The sequence below is a fragment of the Trichocoleus desertorum AS-A10 genome (genome assembly GCF_039962155.1).
Lineage (GTDB): Bacteria > Cyanobacteriota > Cyanobacteriia > FACHB-46 > FACHB-46 > Trichocoleus.
Window position 1 is genome coordinate 327,680 of sequence record NZ_JAMPKN010000003.1, and the last position, 17,488, is coordinate 345,167.

16 protein-coding genes are annotated in these 17,488 nt (G+C 50.3%); 9 read left to right on the forward strand and 7 right to left on the reverse strand.

Going from position 1 to position 17,488, the window contains the following annotated elements:
- Nucleotides 1-97: 97 nt before the first annotated feature.
- Nucleotides 98-475 carry an ArsR/SmtB family transcription factor gene (locus NDA01_RS08215; RefSeq protein ID WP_190433152.1) on the forward strand — a complete coding sequence of 126 codons (378 nt, stop codon included), beginning with the start codon at nucleotides 98-100 and terminating at the stop codon, nucleotides 473-475.
- Between the two features lie 22 nt (nucleotides 476-497).
- On the opposite strand, the gene NDA01_RS08220 is transcribed toward NDA01_RS08215, so the two are convergent.
- The 7 genes from NDA01_RS08220 to NDA01_RS08250 all read right to left on the reverse strand — a co-directional run bounded on the left by NDA01_RS08220 (nucleotide 498) and on the right by NDA01_RS08250 (nucleotide 9,236).
- Nucleotides 498-1,139 (reverse strand): GerMN domain-containing protein, encoded by a 642-nt coding sequence (locus NDA01_RS08220; RefSeq protein ID WP_348227556.1) that lies wholly within the window; start codon nucleotides 1,137-1,139, stop codon nucleotides 498-500.
- A gap of 131 nt (nucleotides 1,140-1,270) precedes the next feature.
- Nucleotides 1,271-2,077 (reverse strand): LmeA family phospholipid-binding protein, encoded by an 807-nt coding sequence (locus tag NDA01_RS08225; RefSeq protein ID WP_348227557.1) that lies wholly within the window; start codon nucleotides 2,075-2,077, stop codon nucleotides 1,271-1,273.
- Between the two features lie 108 nt (nucleotides 2,078-2,185).
- Nucleotides 2,186-3,991: a proline--tRNA ligase gene (gene proS, locus NDA01_RS08230; RefSeq protein WP_348227558.1), complete on the reverse strand. Its 1,806-nt coding sequence runs from the start codon at nucleotides 3,989-3,991 to the stop codon at nucleotides 2,186-2,188.
- A gap of 42 nt (nucleotides 3,992-4,033) precedes the next feature.
- Nucleotides 4,034-4,960: a hypothetical protein gene (locus tag NDA01_RS08235; RefSeq protein ID WP_348227559.1), complete on the reverse strand. Its 927-nt coding sequence runs from the start codon at nucleotides 4,958-4,960 to the stop codon at nucleotides 4,034-4,036.
- A gap of 196 nt (nucleotides 4,961-5,156) precedes the next feature.
- Nucleotides 5,157-6,044 carry an NHL repeat-containing protein gene (locus NDA01_RS08240; RefSeq protein WP_348227560.1) on the reverse strand — a complete coding sequence of 296 codons (888 nt, stop codon included), beginning with the start codon at nucleotides 6,042-6,044 and terminating at the stop codon, nucleotides 5,157-5,159.
- Between the two features lie 298 nt (nucleotides 6,045-6,342).
- On the reverse strand, nucleotides 6,343-8,265 hold the full coding sequence (gene dnaK / locus NDA01_RS08245; RefSeq protein ID WP_348227561.1) for a molecular chaperone DnaK: 1,923 nt from the start codon (nucleotides 8,263-8,265) through the stop codon (nucleotides 6,343-6,345).
- A 359-nt stretch (nucleotides 8,266-8,624) separates the two neighbouring features.
- A complete protein-coding gene (locus tag NDA01_RS08250; RefSeq protein WP_348227562.1) occupies nucleotides 8,625-9,236 on the reverse strand; it encodes an Hsp20/alpha crystallin family protein in 612 nt (203 codons plus the stop codon).
- 200 nt (nucleotides 9,237-9,436) lie between these two features.
- On the opposite strand from NDA01_RS08250, the gene dusB reads away from it, so the two are divergent.
- The 8 genes from dusB to NDA01_RS08290 all read left to right on the forward strand — a co-directional run bounded on the left by dusB (nucleotide 9,437) and on the right by NDA01_RS08290 (nucleotide 17,461).
- A complete protein-coding gene (dusB, locus tag NDA01_RS08255) occupies nucleotides 9,437-10,504 on the forward strand; it encodes a tRNA dihydrouridine synthase DusB (protein ID WP_348227563.1) in 1,068 nt (355 codons plus the stop codon).
- Nucleotides 10,505-10,663: 159 nt separating this feature from the next.
- On the forward strand, nucleotides 10,664-12,838 hold the full coding sequence (locus NDA01_RS08260; RefSeq protein ID WP_348227564.1) for a sensor histidine kinase: 2,175 nt from the start codon (nucleotides 10,664-10,666) through the stop codon (nucleotides 12,836-12,838).
- Between the two features lie 88 nt (nucleotides 12,839-12,926).
- Nucleotides 12,927-13,322 (forward strand): response regulator, encoded by a 396-nt coding sequence (locus NDA01_RS08265; RefSeq protein WP_348227565.1) that lies wholly within the window; start codon nucleotides 12,927-12,929, stop codon nucleotides 13,320-13,322.
- A 149-nt stretch (nucleotides 13,323-13,471) separates the two neighbouring features.
- Nucleotides 13,472-13,858, forward strand: a complete 387-nt coding sequence (locus NDA01_RS08270) for a response regulator transcription factor (protein ID WP_190433188.1) — start codon at nucleotides 13,472-13,474, stop codon at nucleotides 13,856-13,858.
- 255 nt (nucleotides 13,859-14,113) lie between these two features.
- A complete protein-coding gene (gene argF / locus NDA01_RS08275; protein ID WP_348227566.1) occupies nucleotides 14,114-15,037 on the forward strand; it encodes an ornithine carbamoyltransferase in 924 nt (307 codons plus the stop codon).
- A 97-nt stretch (nucleotides 15,038-15,134) separates the two neighbouring features.
- Complete coding sequence (gene lexA, locus NDA01_RS08280) at nucleotides 15,135-15,752, forward strand: transcriptional repressor LexA (RefSeq protein WP_190551260.1); 618 nt, start codon at nucleotides 15,135-15,137, stop codon at nucleotides 15,750-15,752.
- Nucleotides 15,753-15,856: 104 nt separating this feature from the next.
- Nucleotides 15,857-17,131, forward strand: a complete 1,275-nt coding sequence (locus tag NDA01_RS08285) for an AmpG family muropeptide MFS transporter (RefSeq protein ID WP_348227567.1) — start codon at nucleotides 15,857-15,859, stop codon at nucleotides 17,129-17,131.
- 90 nt (nucleotides 17,132-17,221) lie between these two features.
- Nucleotides 17,222-17,461 carry a DUF8624 family small hydrophobic protein gene (locus NDA01_RS08290; RefSeq protein ID WP_190433192.1) on the forward strand — a complete coding sequence of 80 codons (240 nt, stop codon included), beginning with the start codon at nucleotides 17,222-17,224 and terminating at the stop codon, nucleotides 17,459-17,461.
- The last annotated feature ends 27 nt before the right edge of the window (nucleotides 17,462-17,488 follow it).

A 17,488-nucleotide genomic window follows, 5' to 3' on the forward strand; every position in this document is an offset into this window, starting at 1 on the left:
AGTAGCGGTGAATAAACAGCTTTGTTGATCCCTCTATTGTCAAGTTGGTTTTGACTGCTAATATGTGGGGATCAGTTCCCTTTGTGGTCAGATTGGCATGAAGTTAATGCAGCCCGTACCGCAAGAAGTGATGCAGCAAATTGCTGAGTACTTCAGTATCTTGAGTGAGCCAATGCGTCTACGAATCTTGAACTTGTTGCGCGATGGTGAGAAATGCGTACAAGATTTGGTCGAGGCTACGGAAACTAGTCAAGCTAATGTTTCTAAGCACCTAAAGGTGATGCTGCAAGCAGGAATCTTGAGCCGACGGACTGAGGGAACTTCGGCCTACTACAGCATCGAAGATGACCTGATTTTTGAGCTTTGTAACTTAGTTTGCGATCGCCTCGCCACCCGAATTGAGCAACAAGCTCACTACTTCCGCACCTTTGGTCTAGCTGAGCAGTCCATCAGCGTCAGCACTCCCGAACATTAGGCCAAAACACGAAATCAGAGCACTAGAGTGGAAAGTCTCTGGCAAAGCTTTGGCGAGTAAAGGGTTGATCCAGGAGTAAGCCTTCACCCCCTAATGTTTCTAGCAGTTCGCCATTCACGGAAAGCCAAACCTTAGCATCGGGCTGGAGACTGGTAGCAGTGTAAAGGACTTGCGCCACTCGACCCGTCATGGAGGCACTGCCGCCCCCTTGAGTAAACTCCTCTGAGAAGTCAATATGAATACCGTTTGGCTCCACCGTTAGGCTGCGAAGTTTCGTGCCTTGAGGCAGGGTCGTGGCGATCGCGGTATCTTTCCCCTTAGGGCCAGCCAATAATTCAGCAAAGGCAGCTTTCAGAGCGGCTTCTGGCTGCAAGTCAGTCTGTAAAGCTGTCTGATTGGGTACAGTTTCTAGTCCTTTGCCTGTGTCTTGAAGCCAATAGGGGCGGGCTACCTCTTCCTGAGCAGGCTGAACGACTTGGGTTTGCGGCGGTTTGGTAGTGGAAAAATCTGTAGAGTTGGTGGCATTGGGAACCCGACTGGCGAAGTCCGGTTGAGAGGATTGCCAAGCCAGCCAAGCGGCTCCTCCCCCTGCCGCCATAATCAAGGCTGACAAGCCCGCAATTAGACCGACAGAAACTGGACGGGTCCGAGATTGGTCTTCCATAGGAAGCTCCTGTTGAAAGGTTAGTAGTGTGGTAAATGCACTACCAGAGCCGATGACGGTAACAACCCACCAAAGTCATATGGTGAAGTCCGAGTGACTACAAAAGCATACCCAAGTTTTTCGCCCAATCTCTAGTTTGATGGGGCGGCAGGAGAAGCTGGAGGTGTTTCAGCGCGGACAAAAGCGACAATATCGATCTGTTGCTCTGGCACTACCTTTAATTGTAGGACTCGTGCCGTTACTGCTGGCCCAGCTAATTGGTCAAGGTCAAACCGCTCCGTGACTCCCCTGGCGATCGGGTCCAAAATTTCTTGAGGCACTGCTTCCCCATTTACACTAATGCGTGGCTCCACCAACTGCAATCGCTTCCCAGCTACAACTGCTAGACCCGACTCGACGGTAATTTGCAAGCGATCGCTTTGCCCCTGTTCTTGTAACTCCACCTTTGCCCGAATCCGGTTGTTGGGCAGCAACTCCACCTGCGGGTTGAGAAAGTCGTAGCGTTGTACTTGCTGGGCTTCCGAGTCCTCTAAGGCGCTAGCCCCCAAATCCCGCAAGCGTTTGGTCACTGTCGGGGAACTGAGGGCGCGATTAATATCTGCTTGGGTTAAAACCAGATGTACCCCTGCTTGCAACGGGCGATCGAGCTTCAGACCTTTACCCCCGCCGCGAGGGTTGATGTCAATCGGATCGGTTTCCACGTCTAATGCCGCAATCCGGAATTCTGGCAGGGGAAACAAGCCTCGACCGGCAATCCTTACCTTTTCTGCCTTGCCCTGGACAATTTGGTAACTGGGGGCGTTATCAACTCGCACCTGCAACTGCTCCACCGACTCAAATTGCGATCGCACGGCATTTTCAGCCACGCGATCGAGCACTAAGCCTGCGGGTGAAACCAGAGCAATCAGGCTCGACAGAAAAATGGTGAGGAATTCCATAACAAGTCCGGAGTTGAGGAGGTGCAACCGACCTAACCCCCAGCCCCTTCCCTACTAAGGAAGGAGAGCCAGAGTCAAAGCCCCTCTCCGCGTCGGGGAGGGGTCTTGCTAGGAGCAGGCGGCGTTTACCCATTGCTGAATCGTAGACACCACTTCGGTAAGTGGGAGTTCCTGAACTATTTTGGTTGCCCGTTGCACCACTTCCACTTTGCCGTCTTTCAGCGATTTGCCTGTGACGATGCGGTAAGGAATCCCAATCAAGTCAGCATCTTTGAATTTGACCCCAGCTCGCTCATTCCGGTCATCCAATAAGGTGTCAATGCCTGCCTGGTTCAACTCGGAGTAAAGCGTTTCAGCCGCTTTCACTTGCTCGGCATCATTCACGTTAGGAATCACCACGATCGCTTGATAAGGCGCGATCGCCACAGGCCAAATAATGCCATCTTTGTCGTAGGATTGCTCCACCGCTGCTTGGGCCACACGAGAAACGCCCACGCCATAGCACCCCATGATTAACGGTGCTTCTTCGCCTTGCTCGTTGGTGTAAGTAGCTCCCATCGCCTTGGAATACTTGGTGCCGAGTTGGAAGATATGCCCCGCCTCAATCCCACGAGCACTTTGCAATGTTTGGCTAGGGTCATGAACTGCGCGATCGCCGAGTTTGGCTTTCCGCAGATCGACCACGAGTTTGGGCAACTGGAACTGATCGCCCCAATTTGCCCCCACTACGTGATAACCAGATTCGTTGGCTCCGGTGACAAAGTTTTTCAGCTCGGCTACGGTCGGATCAACCAACCGCAAAAACTTAGGTGCTAAATTCTTCTCAGATTGGATGTAGGTATCGGCAATATCAGGAGCAATGTAACCCAAAGGCAATGCTTGAGTCGCCCACTTAGCCTGAGCCGCAGCATCTGGAACAGTGAGCGCAATCACGGTCTTGCCACCAAACTGCTCTGCTTGTCTGACCAACTCGTTTTGCAGTTTGACTTCGTTTACTTCCTGGTCACCACGAATGTTAATCAGAACCAAGACAGTGGTGCCATTGTCATAAATCGCTTGGTATAGAACGTTTTTGACGATTTGGCTGGAAGAGCACTTAAGAAACTGACAGAGCTTTTCGATCGTGTCGGTACCTGGAGTTTCGCGCTTTTCGTAGGCGGTAAACGGGGAAGGCTCTGCATCGGCAGGCAGAGAGACCGCTTTCTCCACGTTGGCAGCGTACTTGCCATCCTCGGTATAGAGGACTTCGTCTTCGCCCGCTTCCGCCAGAATCATAAACTCATTGGAGCCAGAACCCCCGATCGCGCCAGAGTCTGCTTCCACAGACCGGAAAGCCAACCCACAGCGCCGGAACATATTGCTATAAGCCTGGTGCATGGCTTGATAGGTTTCTTTCAGGCTTTCTTCTGTGGCGTGGAAAGAATAGCCATCCTTCATGATGAACTCACGCCCACGCATCAAGCCAAAGCGAGGCCGAATTTCATCGCGGAATTTGGTCTGGATTTGATAGAGGTGGGTGGGCAGTTGCCGATAGGAGCGAATCATCTCGCGAGCCACCGTCGTGATCACTTCTTCGTGAGTGGGGCCGAGTCCCATCTCCCGCTCTTGGCGATCGACCAACGAGAACATAATGCCTTCAGCCTTGGTGTAGGTATCCCAACGCCCGGACTCTTGCCACAACTCCGCAGGCTGCAATTGTGGCAGCAAGCATTCCTGCGCTCCCGTGGCATTCATTTCTTCTCGCACAATTTGGGAGACTTTTTGCAATACCCGCCACATCAACGGCAAATAGGCATAGATCCCGCTACCAATCCGCCGGATATATCCTGCCCGCAACAACAATTTATGACTGGGGATTTCCGCTTCCGCTGGATCTTCCCGCAGTGTGACAAAGAGCATTTGAGACAGGCGCATAGGTTCCCCTTTCAGACCGGAGATTATTATCTCATTAACCGCTCAGACGTAGCTGCCCTCTAAGCAAAAGCGATAACAAACGGCGATCGCAGAATCTACAGTGCCGTTCATCGGGCAGGTATGAGTGGCACAAATGCCACAGTTGGCTTGGGTAGGCAAAATTAACTCAGTGGCAGGATAAAGGCTAATCCCTTGTGTAATAAAAGCTTGCGCTTCCAACTCAGCGATCGTGTTGCAAATCAAAATTGCCTGAGTAATACCTAGCGCCGTTCTATCCGCATTGATTTGGCGGAGCGTTTGGCTAAAACTTTGGCTGTCCTCGCGGACTATAACCAACACCTTCTGCGGCAAGCTTTGAAAACCTACAGGCTTGGTTTCAGAGAAATAATCTTTGTATTGCAGGGAGACGGTGCCGTCTGGGTAGCGCAGCGTGCGGATATAGCGCAGAAACGGGATGGAGAACTGCCCTGTTGCATCTAAGGCGTACCACCAAGACTTATGCGAGGCTTCGTAGGACAGGTGCAAAATTTCCTGTGCTTGCTGCGGCCCAAATCCGACTTTTGTTAAGAGCGCGATCGCCTCAGCCAGAGAAACGTTATGAGCGAGCGTCAGAGTTTCCGACTCGCATTTGGAGTGTTTGCCCTGGCTCGTTTTAGTCTGATGGCGATAGGGACTATGGCACGATTCAGCTTCCCTTGAAGGTGTTGCAGGGGGCGAATCTGCTAAGACACATTTCACCGCCTCAAAATGAACCACCGCATCCACAGTTTGTTGATCCTGCAAGGGAATCCCAATTTCTGCGCTGACTTCACCAATCTCGTGGGGTTGGGCGATCGCAGGCAAACAGTTCGTCAGCAGCGATTTGAGAACTTGTGGATCAGCGATCGCCAAGGCAATCTGGATTTGGTCATGGAGTGGCGTGGCGGGTAGATGCTCAGAAACAGGATAAAACAGAGGGTGATTTGGCATGGAGAGAAACCCAACTCTGTGATCGCTGACAAGCCTGAGCGCTTTCCCCTCAGAATCAACCTGTCGTGGTTAAACCTCCAAGTATCTCTAACTTCAAAATAGAAACTCGCTTTTCTCTGGATTGTCTTAAGAAATTAGGTCAGGGCCAATAGTGGCGATCGCCAGCCAATCCTTCCTTGAAAACCCTTTCTTGAAATCAATACTTGAGCCGCAATGACCAGCAACCCAACGCTCCTAGTAACAGCAAACTCATGACCGAAGTCGGCTCAGGAATAGAATTAGGGTCAGTGCCACCTGGGGGAGTGAGAACTGGCGGTTCGGATGGAGTACCGGGACCAGAATCTGGATCGGGGGAGCTAGTTTCAAAAAATGCGAGTCCTGAGACGCGAGTAAAGCCTGTATTCCCAACCAAAGTCGCTGCCGCAGTTTGCGGATTTAAGGTGTACAGGGCGTTATTCACGGCAGCGTAGAGGGTGCCGTTGGGAGCAAAAGTTAAGCCTGCTACAAAAGAACTGTCTAAGCCCGGATCACCAATGAAGGTGCTGGCTCCTGTCGCGGGGTCAATCGTATATAAATCTACTTGGTTTTGGCTAAGACCAAAGAGCACGCCAGTGGGGTCAAAGGCCAAACCATCCAGGCTGGGAGTCAAGCTGTCGCGAGGTGTAATTTGAGTAGAGCTAAGTCCCGCAAGATTAAAGCTAAACAACGTTCCGGTGGGTCCAAAGCTGCTAGTTAAGAAACCAGTGCCATCTTTGCGAAAGGCCAACTCTCCTTCTCCATCTTCTTTAATGCCAGCATCAAAGGTGTTGAGAGTCTTGGCGGTCAAAGGACCGAGTTGCAGAATCGTACCGCTCACTTGATCGTAGGTGTAGAGATTGTTGCCGTGGGTGGCTAAACCAAAAGGAGAGGCTCCTAAAGCTAATTGGCTAACCAGAGTACCTTGACCCGAATCGGGGTCAATTTGAATCAGCTCAGAATTCAGGGTTGTGCCGTACAGAGTTAAGGCTTGGGCTGGAGCTGCCATTGCTAAGGCGATCGCTGCCATACCGATCGTGCCTGTCAGTCGTTGATTTAGCCAATTCATTGCATCCCTACCTCCAGCTACCCTGTATGGGATTCTCATCGCAGCTTACCGTAGGCTGGCTCAACCGTCTCCAGCTCAACCTATGCTTCAACATGACTACAATGAGCGATCGCCCTCTTTAATTAACGCTGGTTCCGCAAAATTTGCCAGTAGCAGTCAACACAAGCGCAGCTTAATAGTGCGCTAAACAAAAAGGTCTGATAGAGCAGGAGCGAGAGAAACCTCTCATGCTACCTGGAACTATCAGACCCTAGGTTGTACAGATCTAGCGATTCGTTACAGTTGACGAATGAATCGCTTATTTGGTTTCCGAGAACTCAGCGTCAATCACGTCATCGTCACCACTGCCAGTGGGCCCACCAGTGGGGCCAGCATCAGGACCAGGTGCTCCAGTTGCACCATCAGGAGCTGCACCGCCACCCGCTTGCTGGTAGATGTTGCTACCAATGCTGTACAGAGCTTGTTGCAATTCGGTCGTGAGTGACTTCATGCGCTCGTAGTCTTCCTGGCTGGAAGCTTCCTTTAGGTCTTTGATCAAACCTTCAACCTTGGTCTTGTCGCCTGCAGGAACTTTGTCGCCTAGCTCACCCATTTGCTTCTCAGCTTGGTAAGCCAAGGAGTCAGCTTGGTTCTTGAGGTCAATCCTCTCACGCCGCTCTTGGTCAGCTGCTGCGTTTTGCTCAGCTTCGCGAACCATGCGCTCGACATCATCCTTGGGTAGAGTAGAAGCCCCAGTGATGCTGATCGACTGTTCCTTGCCAGTACCCTTGTCCTTAGCACGAACATTCAGGATACCGTTGGCATCAATGTCGAAGGTGACTTCGATTTGAGGCACGCCACGAGGAGCCGCAGGGATACCGTCTAGACGGAACACACCCAAGTCTTTGTTGTCGTTGGCCATTTCCCGCTCACCTTGCAGGACATGGATTTCCACGTTGGTTTGACCATCTACCGCAGTGGAGAAGACTTCGGACTTCTTGGTAGGAATGGTGGTGTTGCGAGGAATAATCTTGGTCATTACACCGCCCAAGGTTTCCACACCCAGAGACAGCGGGGTTACGTCGAGGAGCAAGATGTCCTTGACTTCACCTGCAAGTACACCTGCTTGAATGGCTGCACCAACCGCTACGACTTCATCAGGGTTAACGGTCTGGTTGGGGTCTTTGCCCAGCACGCGCTTCACAATTTCTTGTACCGCAGGAATCCGGGTAGAACCACCCACGAGTACCACTTCGTCGATCGCGCTCTTGTCGAGTTTGGAGTCACGTAGAGCCGCTTCCACAGGGATGCGGCAGCGATCGATCAGGTCTGCACACAGTTCTTCAAACTTGGCGCGAGTTAAGGTTGTGTCAAGGTGCTTCGGACCGTCTTGAGTCGCGGTGATGAAGGGCAGGTTGATTTCTGCTTGAGTAACGCTAGACAGCTCAATTTTGGCTTTCTCAGCAGCTTCAGTCAGGCGCTGAAGGGCTTGCTTGTCTTTGCGGAGGTCGATGCCTTCAGCGCTACGGAATTGGTCAGCGAGCCAATCTACGATCTTCTTGTCGAAGTCGTCACCACCGAGGTGAGTGTCACCAGAGGTCGCTAGTACTTCAAAGACACCATCGCCCACTTCTAGGATGGAAACGTCGAAGGTACCACCACCCAAGTCAAAGACGAGAACGGTTTCGTTGCTCTTGCGATCGAGACCGTAAGCCAAGGAAGCAGCCGTCGGCTCGTTGATGATCCGCAGCACTTCCACCCCAGCGATTTTGCCAGCATCTTTGGTAGCTTGGCGCTGGGAGTCGTTGAAGTAAGCCGGAACGGTGATTACTGCTTGAGTGACTGTGTCACCTAGGTACTTGCTGGCGTCCTCGATCAGCTTCCGCAGAACTTGGGCAGAAATTTCTTCAGGCGCAAATTGCTTGCCCTGAGCGGGGGAGTCGATTTTGACGTTGCCGTTGCCGTTGAGGACTTTGTAGGAAACTTCGGTGAGTTCGTTTGATACTTCGTCAAAGCGACGACCGATAAACCGCTTCACTGAGTAGAAGGTGTTTTCGGGGTTCATCACGGCTTGACGCTTAGCGATTTGACCCACGAGGCGATCGCCATTCTTTGCAAAGGCGACAACCGACGGGGTGGTGCGGAAGCCTTCTGCATTTGCAATCACAGTAGGCTTGCCACCCTCCATCACCGCAACACACGAGTTTGTCGTGCCTAAATCAATACCAACAACTTTTGCCATAAAATTCTCCGGCTCTATTCAATTCAATACAAAAGACTTAGCGATTTCAGAGGCCAAGTTTGGTTAGAGGTGGGGCAGGGTGAGACCTGAACTGGAGTTTTGTCGGCAGCTAAGCTACTGTGTGACGCCAGACCAGACTAACCGCACTAATCTCTATACTGCTTGTCCTTGGCCTTTCTCTTGAAGGGGTATTTACCGAACCTGGATGGTCGGTTCTGAAGAGATGGCTTCGTTTCTGCCCCTTTTTAGGAAGAGAATCCGAGCTTTGGGGGCACTCGCCCCCAAACCCCCACTGAGGGACGGCTGCGTCCCCCAGACCCCCTCCAGAAGGGGTTTTAAGGTAGTCTGAAGGTTACTGTTTAGGCAGTAGGGTTTTCAGACCAGACATCTGAGGTGAGTTCAAGGATGCTTTCAGCTACCGGGGCTTGAGTGGGAGCTGAAGTTGAAATGGTTTCGGTAGTCTCAGGGGCTGCTGTTAAGGAAGTAGCGGATTCGGTGGTGCTTAAGTTGAGTTTTACAACTGCTTTTTCAGGGGCTACTTTTGGCAAGGTGAGAGTGAGAATGCCGTCTTTGAGTTCTGCTTGAACTTGGTCATTCTGCACAGGAACTCCTAGGGAAATTACGCGACGGAAGTTGCCGTAGCGAACCTCAGAGCGGAAGTGGCCTTGCTCATCAGTTTTCTGCTCGGAGCGATATTCGCCTTGGATGGCTACTGCATCTCGGCCGACTTGCACGTCTAGATGCTCTGCGTCTACGCCAGGAACTTCGGCGCGTAGAACTAGTGCGGCTCCGATATCGTTGAGTTCGATTGCGGGCATCCAAGCAGCACCCCTTTCTCTAGGGCCAAGCTCTCTAGGTTTGACCAGGGCTGAGTCAAAATTGATATTGGAAATCTCGTCAAAAAGTTGGTCAAGTTGACGACGGACAATGTCGAACTCACGTCGAGGTTGCCAGCGAATTAAGGTTCTCATGGGCTTAGGAGCATTGCTTGGGTTCCGATGTTTCTACTGTAGGCAGCAATATCTCAGGTCGCATTCAGGGGAACCGTAAGCTCAGAGTCGTGTTTGCCGCCTGCTTCAGGAATTATCTAGAAAGGAGCGATCGCCTGGCCAAACCCAATGGGTTAGCTCAGTTTTATACAATATAGAAACCTAGAACTTACCTGCTTGTAATGGTTTCTCTGTCTCCCAGTCTGAAGTCCCGTCTGTCCAGCCCGCTGAAAATTGGTTCTTTTGCAGTTAATAGCCGGGTGCTTCAGGCTCCACTGTCAGGTGTGACGGATTTGGTGTTTCGGCGGTTGGTACGGCGCTATTCTCCTGACTCGATGATGTATACCGAGATGGTGCAGGCGAGCGGGCTTTGCCATGTGAAGCACCTGCCTAAAATTATGGAGATTGACCCTAATGAGCGCCCCATTAGTATTCAGTTGTTTGATTGTCGCCCGGACTTCCTAGCGGAAGCAGCCCGGATGGCAGTGGCGGAGGGAGCAGACACGATCGACATCAACATGGGCTGCCCGGTGAACAAAATCACCAAAAATGGGGGTGGTTCTTCGCTATTGCGTGACCCTCAAACCGCAGAGGCGATTGTGCGGACAGTGGTACAAGCGGTGAATGTGCCTGTGACGGTAAAAACCCGCATCGGCTGGACTGATGAGGAGATTAATATTCTGGAGTTTGCCGAACGCTTACAGGATGCTGGAGCGCAAATGTTAACGGTGCATGCCCGAACGCGATCGCAGGGCTACAACGGCTCTGCTAAGTGGGAGTGGATTGGTCGAGTAAAGGAGAAACTATCGATTCCGGTGATTGCCAATGGCGATATTTTCTCGGTGGAGGCAGCGGTGGAATGCTTGGAGCAGACTGGGGCAGATGGGGTGATGTGCTCGCGTGCCACGATGGGCTATCCCTTCTTGGTGGGAGAGATTGATTACTTCCTCAAAACTGGCACCGAAAAAGCTGTGCCGACTCAGATAGAACGGCTGCAATGTGCGCGTGAGCATTTACAAGCACTGTGGGAGTACAAGGGCGATCGCGGCATTCGGCAAGCTCGCAAGCACATGACTTGGTATGTCAAAGGCTTTGCTGGGGCGGCTGACCTGCGCGGTCAGTTGTGTCTGATTGAGACGGTACAGCAGGGGTTGGATCTATTGGATGGCGCGATCGCGGCTTTTGCTGAGTTGGAGCCTGACACGGCAGCAGTGGCAGATGCCTTTCCACTAATTTCTGTGGTTGCTTAGCCGAAAACAGTTAAATATCAAGTAAATATAAAGCGGTTGGGACAGTTGAGTGTGCTGTTGCAAAAGTCAGGATTGGTGGAACCCTAAATTTATTAAGAGTAAGAAGCTTTTTTGCTACACAGCTTTTTTGCCACTGACTAACTTCGCCCTAACTTTAAGATGAACCAGCCAGAGAGCAGTTTTAAAGAGGAAATAGAGCCATCCCTGCTGGCTCAAGGAACTCTACTAAACCGGATGACCAACCGCATCCGTCAGTCTTTGGAATTGCCTGAAATCCTGGCTGCAACTGTGGCAGAAACGCGCTCGTTTCTAGGTACTGATCGGGTCAAGGTTTATCGGTTCCACCCAGATGAAAGCGGTGAAGTCATTGCAGAGTCTATTTACCAACAGCGATTACCTTCTTTGCTGGGGCTAAACTTTCCAGCGGACGACATTCCCCCTCAAGCCCGCGAAATGTTTGTCAAAGCTCGGCAGCGAGTCATTGTTGACGTGCTGAGTCAGCAAGTTAATGTGAGTTGGTTAAATAGCCCCGATACCGCAGAGGATTTGGCTGCTATTGGGCTTCTCCAGCGTCCTGTTGATCCCTGTCATGTCGAATATTTGACTGCGATGGGCGTTCAGTCTTCGCTGGTTGTGCCCATCTTGCATCACCAACAACTGTGGGGTTTGTTAGTTTCCCACCACTCTGAACCCAGAGTTTTCTCGGCGACAGATCTGCAAATTTTGCAGATGGTGGCGGACCAAGTTTCGATCGCGATCGCTCAATCTAATCTGCTAACCCAGGCCAGAGAGCAAGCAGCGCGCGAGGCAATTGTGAACCAAATTTCCACCTTGCTACATGCGCCGCTCAGTATTCAAGCAATTCTGCAAATTGTCCTCCAGCGGGTAATTGAGGCGGTTCAGGGTTCGGGCGGCAGATTGTTTTTGGCGGGCACTGAAGCTACTGCTGGCGGCCATCTCTACGCTTATGGTACGCAACCCCAATTGCCTGACGCTGCTCAACCTTTAGATCTGGAGGCAAGCAGTTTTTGGCAAGAGTTGATGGAGGGCCAAACCAAACCTGTACAGCCAGCATTACTGTTATCTCTGCTCCAGCGATCGCCCCTATCCAAAGCTGCGATCGCAGCTTCTTTGGCTCCAAACCTGATGGAAATCACGGAAGAAGCGCAACCCGTCGTTTACCCAGCCATCCCCCATATTTGTGCGATCGCTGACTTGTATCAGGAACCAAAGCTAGCTGCATTGCAAGCCGCTTTTGCGACCACTCGGATTCGTAGCATTTTGATCATGCCCCTGCGTTACGGTCAGCAATCTTTAGGTTGCTTGAGTATTTTCCGCGATGAGGTTGATACAGAGAAAGCGTGGGCGGGACACTGGGACTCCGATGAGCGGCAGCAACGACCCCGACAGTCCTTTGAAGTTTGGCGAGAATTGAAGCAAGCCCAAGCTCAGCCTTGGTTGGAAGGAGAAACTGAGCTAATTCGCGCCTTAGGCACGCATCTGTCAATGGCTGTGATGCAGAACCGCTTGTACCAGTACGAACGAGAACAACGGCTCCTGGTAGAAATGCGTAATCAGGAGTTACATACGGCACGGACCGTCGCAGAGGAAGCCAGCCGTTTGAAGTCTGATTTCCTCTCCTCTACCAGCCATGAACTACGCACACCTTTAGCCTCAACACTGAACTATTTGAAATTGCTTAAAGAAGGATTTTATGACAATGAAGAGGAATTAAAAGAATATATTCAAGTGGCTTACCAGTCTGCCGAAAATTTGGTTGATATCATCAACGATGTTTTGGATATTGCCAAAATTGAAGCAGGTCGAATGAATATCAATTTGGAAGTGGTTCATCTACCAACACTGCTGCAAGAAGAGCAGAATTTATTCAATTTAGATAGCCGTCGTAAAGGAATTGCATTAATCGTTGAATGTGAAGTGAACAACGTTTACGCCGATAAGATCAAGCTTCGACAAATACTAACTAATCTGGTTTCCAATGCCCTGAAATTTACTAGTCAAGGAGAAATTCGCATTCACGCGGTGAAGAAAACAGATAATTCCTCTCAGAGCAAGATTGGTCAAATTGTGGAAGTTTCTGTAGCTGACACAGGCATTGGAATTGACTTAGAAAAACGAGATTTATTGTTTGAGCCTTTTGTGCAAGCCGATGGCTCGATTAAGCGACGCTATGGGGGGACGGGCTTGGGTTTAACCATTAGTAAGCGTCTCGTAGAGCTGATGGGGGGCAGAATTTGGATTGATAGTGCTGGTAAAGATCAAGGGACTCAAGTAAGTTTTACTTTACCCCATACTGATGCTCTCAATCCTTAGAAATTGGCTTGGCTGATTGCGATCGCTTTAATAACTAACCGCTCTGATTGCTAATAGATTTAACGATTCAGGCAAAGGAACACAAACCTTGAATGTTTTGCTAGTTGATGATGACCAAGTACTAGCTAAAGGAACTGCTAAATTAATTCAGCGCTTAGGTGGTCATCAAGTCTACATTGCCGATGATCCGGTTGAGATTTTCTATCGATGCCAAATCGGGGCAGTGGATTTAATCTTGATGGATGTGAACTTACCTGGAGCCCAATGGAAAGGGCAAGCGGTGAGTGGCGCGGATTTAGCTCGTTTGCTGAAAAATCATTCCCCTACGGCTCATATCCCAATTATCTTAGTCACTGCTTATGCCATGCTGACTGAGCAAGAAGCCCTTTTAGTTACATCTCAAGCGGATGGTTTTTATACAAAACCTATTACAGATTATGATGCCTTTCTGAATGCGATCGCCCAGCTCTGCGGCACTAACTAATTGAGCTGTTAATTCATCTAACCTAGGTGAATTAATGCTGATTCATATTTAGGAAGAGAAAGTTTTGCTTGAAAATTCTCATTAGAATCGCTGAAATAGTTGTCTTAAAATAGTGATTAAAACTAGCCACTATAAAATAGAAGTTTCCGATGTCTAAGATTGCGGTGTTGGATGATGATCAACAATGGGGATTCGCAATTAAACGATTTTTCAGAAATGAGTTTGATGTATCTAACTATGTAGATGTTTATAGCTTCTTGCCCAAAGCCCATGAGTATGATCTGGCGATCGTTGATTTCTCCATTCCACCTGCCAGATTTGAAAAAAACATCAATGGTTGTGAGTTGATTTGCCAGCTAAAAAACGATTTACTCGATCCGCCTGTGCTAATCCTGGCCACTGGATTTTTGAGCCAACATGATTTGGAGGCTGGTAAAGCCCTTTGCCCGCAAGCCGATGGATTTCTAGTCAAAGATATGGGTTTAGAAGCAATCCTGGCGCAAATTAAGCAATTTTTAGCGGCTAATCGCTCGTAAAATCATCTACTCACTTGAGCGAGGTAGACAGCGTACCTAAGCTGAGGAGATGTTGATATCGCGATCGCCCCTCAACCTGGAAATTGGGCTCTGCACTTGGATTGCTATATCAAGGTTTGCTGGCTAGGTTATCTCTTGAGGATCTGGTAGGGTTTTAAGACGGCCTCTCTGGTGGGCCGCTCAGGGTAGCCTTGTCGGTTGCCTACGCTTGTTTGTAAGCATCAAAGCATTTTGCTTCAGTTAAAGAGGGGCAGCATGGAGGCAATGAAAGGACGGGATCTCCTAAGTTTGGCGGATCTCACCCCAGACGAGGTGCAAGGGCTACTGGATTTGGCAGGACAGATGAAGGCGGGCAAAGTCGCACCGCACTGTCCCAAAGTTTTAGGGTTGCTGTTCTATAAAGCCTCAACGCGGACGCGGGTGAGCTTTTCGGTTGCCATGTACCAACTAGGGGGACAAGTCCTAGACCTGAACCCAAACGTGACTCAAGTCGGGCGAGGAGAACCGCTTGAGGATACAGCGCGCGTTCTAGATCGCTATCTCGACATCATGGCGATCCGGACATTTGAGCAGCAAGACCTTGAAACATTTGCCCATCATGCTCAGATTCCCGTGATCAATGCCCTGAGTGATTTGGAGCATCCTTGCCAAATTTTGGCGGATTTACTGACCGTTCAGGAGACGTTTGGTACGTTAGCAGGTCTGACGTTAACCTACTTAGGAGATGGCAACAACGTGGCTCATTCTCTCCTATTAGGTTGTGCCTTAGTTGGAATGAATGTGCGAGTAGCCACACCGCCTGAATACAAGCCTTTGCCCGCGATCGTGGAGCAGGCCAAAGCGATCGCCGCAGGTCGCTCAGAAGTGACTGTCACTCATGATCCAGAAACAGCCGTCAAAGCTGCTCAAGTACTCTACACGGATGTGTGGGCCAGCATGGGCCAAGAAGCAGATGCTGCCTCTCGCATTCCTATCTTTCAGCCGTATCAAGTGAATGAACCCCTGCTGAGCTTAGCGGACCCCAAGGCGATCGTTTTACATTGCCTCCCAGCACACCGGGGAGAAGAAATTACCGATGGCGTGATGGAAGGCGAGCAGTCCAAGATTTGGGACCAAGCGGAAAATCGTCTCCATGCTCAGAAGGCATTGCTGGCTAGCTTGCTAGGAGCAGGTGCGTAGGCGATCGCAGGTTTATTTGGCTCAGGGCTAGACAGACGAGAATTGTGATGATACAAATGTTCTATGGGGTGAGAATAATCAACCACCTAGAATTTTTATGGAACGCCTCACTGAAGCCCAACAGCAACTTTTTGACTGGTTATTAGAGTATATCCGTCACCATCATCATTCACCGTCCATTCGGCAGATGATGCAGGCGATGGAGTTGAAGTCGCCAGCTCCCATCCAAAGCCGCTTGGAGCACTTGCGCGCTAAGGGATATATTAGCTGGACCGAGGGCAAAGCTCGGACAATCCGGATTTTGCAAGCAGATACCCAGGGTGTACCTATTCTAGGTGCGATCGCCGCTGGTGGCTTGGTCGAGCCGTTTACGGATACGGTGGATCGCCTAGATCTGTCTAATCTTCTGCTGCAACCTCAATATTTCGCGTTGCGAGTCACTGGCGACAGCATGATTGAAGCGCTGATCGCTCCTGGCGATGTTGTGATCATGAAACCTGTCGCCGATCCTAAGTCTCTCAAGAACGGCACCATTGTCGCTGCGATGGTGGAGGGACATGGTACGACTCTGAAGCACTTCCATCGCAAGGGCAACAAAGTGACTTTGAAGCCTGCGAATGTGAAGTATCCACCAATTGAAGTGTCTGCTAGTCACGTACAGGTGCAAGGCTCACTGGTTGGTGTTTGGCGCGGTCTTGAGACGGCTCTCGCTTAATTTTGTAACAGCTCCCTACAATCAATGAGTGCTTGAATCTTCCTGTGGCATGATTGTCAGACTGCAACAGGAAGGCTCTGTTGTGGGAGGAATTCTAACTAACTGTGAAAGCGAATCAATCTTTGCTGCAAGTATTTCAAAGCCGCAAGATGGCTGCATTATTGCTGCTGGGCTTTGCTTCTGGCTTGCCATTATTTTTGACTAGTAAAACCCTGCAAGCTTGGATGACGGTGGAAGGAGTCGATCTGAAATCGATTGGCCTGTTTAGCTTGGTAGGCTTACCGTACTCTCTGAAGTTTCTGTGGTCCCCTATTCTCGATCGGTTTATCCCACCATTTCTAGGACGACGACGAGGTTGGTTAATTTTGACCCAAGGTGCATTGCTGCTGGCCATTGGCGCGATGGCATTGCAAAACCCTTCCCAAGCCTTGCAACTGTTGGCGCTGAATGCTCTGATCATTGCTTTCTTCAGTGCCACCCAAGATATTGCGTTTGATGCCTACCGCACAGATGTGCTGGAAACCCATGAAATGGGAGCAGGGGCAGCGGTAGCGGTGTTAGGATATCGCATCGCTCTTTTAATCACTGGTTCCCTAGCCCTGATTTTGGCAGATCGGATTCCTTGGCCCACCGTTTACTTGTTGCTGGCAGTGCTAATGGCAATCGGAATGGTAACAGCGCTTTGGGCTCCAGAACCCGTGTTGCGCGATCGCCCTCCTGATTCTTTGGCAGATGCTGTGAGGTTGCCCTTCATCGAGTTTTTTCAACGGCTCGGTGCAGTGCGGGGCGCTTTGATTTTGGTGTTTATCGTGCTCTACAAGCTCGGAGACGCCCTCGTCAACAATATGTCTACCCCATTTTTGCTGAAAACAGGTTTTACCCAGACCGATATTGGCGCGATTCAGGGAGGAATGGGGCTGCTGGCAACCATTGTTGGGGTGTTAGCAGGAGGTGCGGTCCTCAGTAAATTGGGCATTAACCGCTCCCTCTGGATATTTGGTGGGCTACAAGCGGTTAGTAACTTGGCCTACTTAGGGCTATCCCAAGTTGGTAAAGACTACTCGTTTATGGTGGTCGCAATTAATATCGAGAACTTCTGTGCAGGATTAGGGACAGCCGCTTTCGTCGCTTTCTTGATGAGCCTTTGTAACCAACGGTTTTCGGCGACGCAATTTGCCCTACTTTCTAGCCTCATGGCGGTTAGTCGTGACATTTTGGTGGCCCCCGCAGGTGGGATTGTGGAAGCAACAGGTTGGCCTCTATTCTTTACACTATCGCTGGTGGCAGCGTTACCAGGTTTATTACTTTTACCTGTTTTTGCGCCTTGGAATGCCAAAGTTGAGACGGTAAATGCTAATGGAGAAGACGGAGACGATTAGCTGTATCGGTTGTAGGATGAAGAGAGAGTCGCTTCACAAATCTTAGATTTCTTCTCAGATAAATTTTCTTACCTACGATTCCCTGGCACTATGGCTTTCTTCCGTCAGTACATTGCCCCTCTGATTGTGGTCTTGGTCTTTCTGGTCGCTCTGGTTGCAGTCAGCGCTCGTATCTTTTTGCCAACAGATATGGCAGCACCTGCTCCCATTGAAGAAGTGGGTTTGCAAACTATTCCGGCTCGCCCAGACCAAGTGGCTGATTTACCACCAGCGCTGTCAGCCCTGATTAAAGGATTACCAGATGATCCAGCTTTGTCCGAGCAACTGTAACTCCTGGTTTTGTAGGGTGATTAAGTA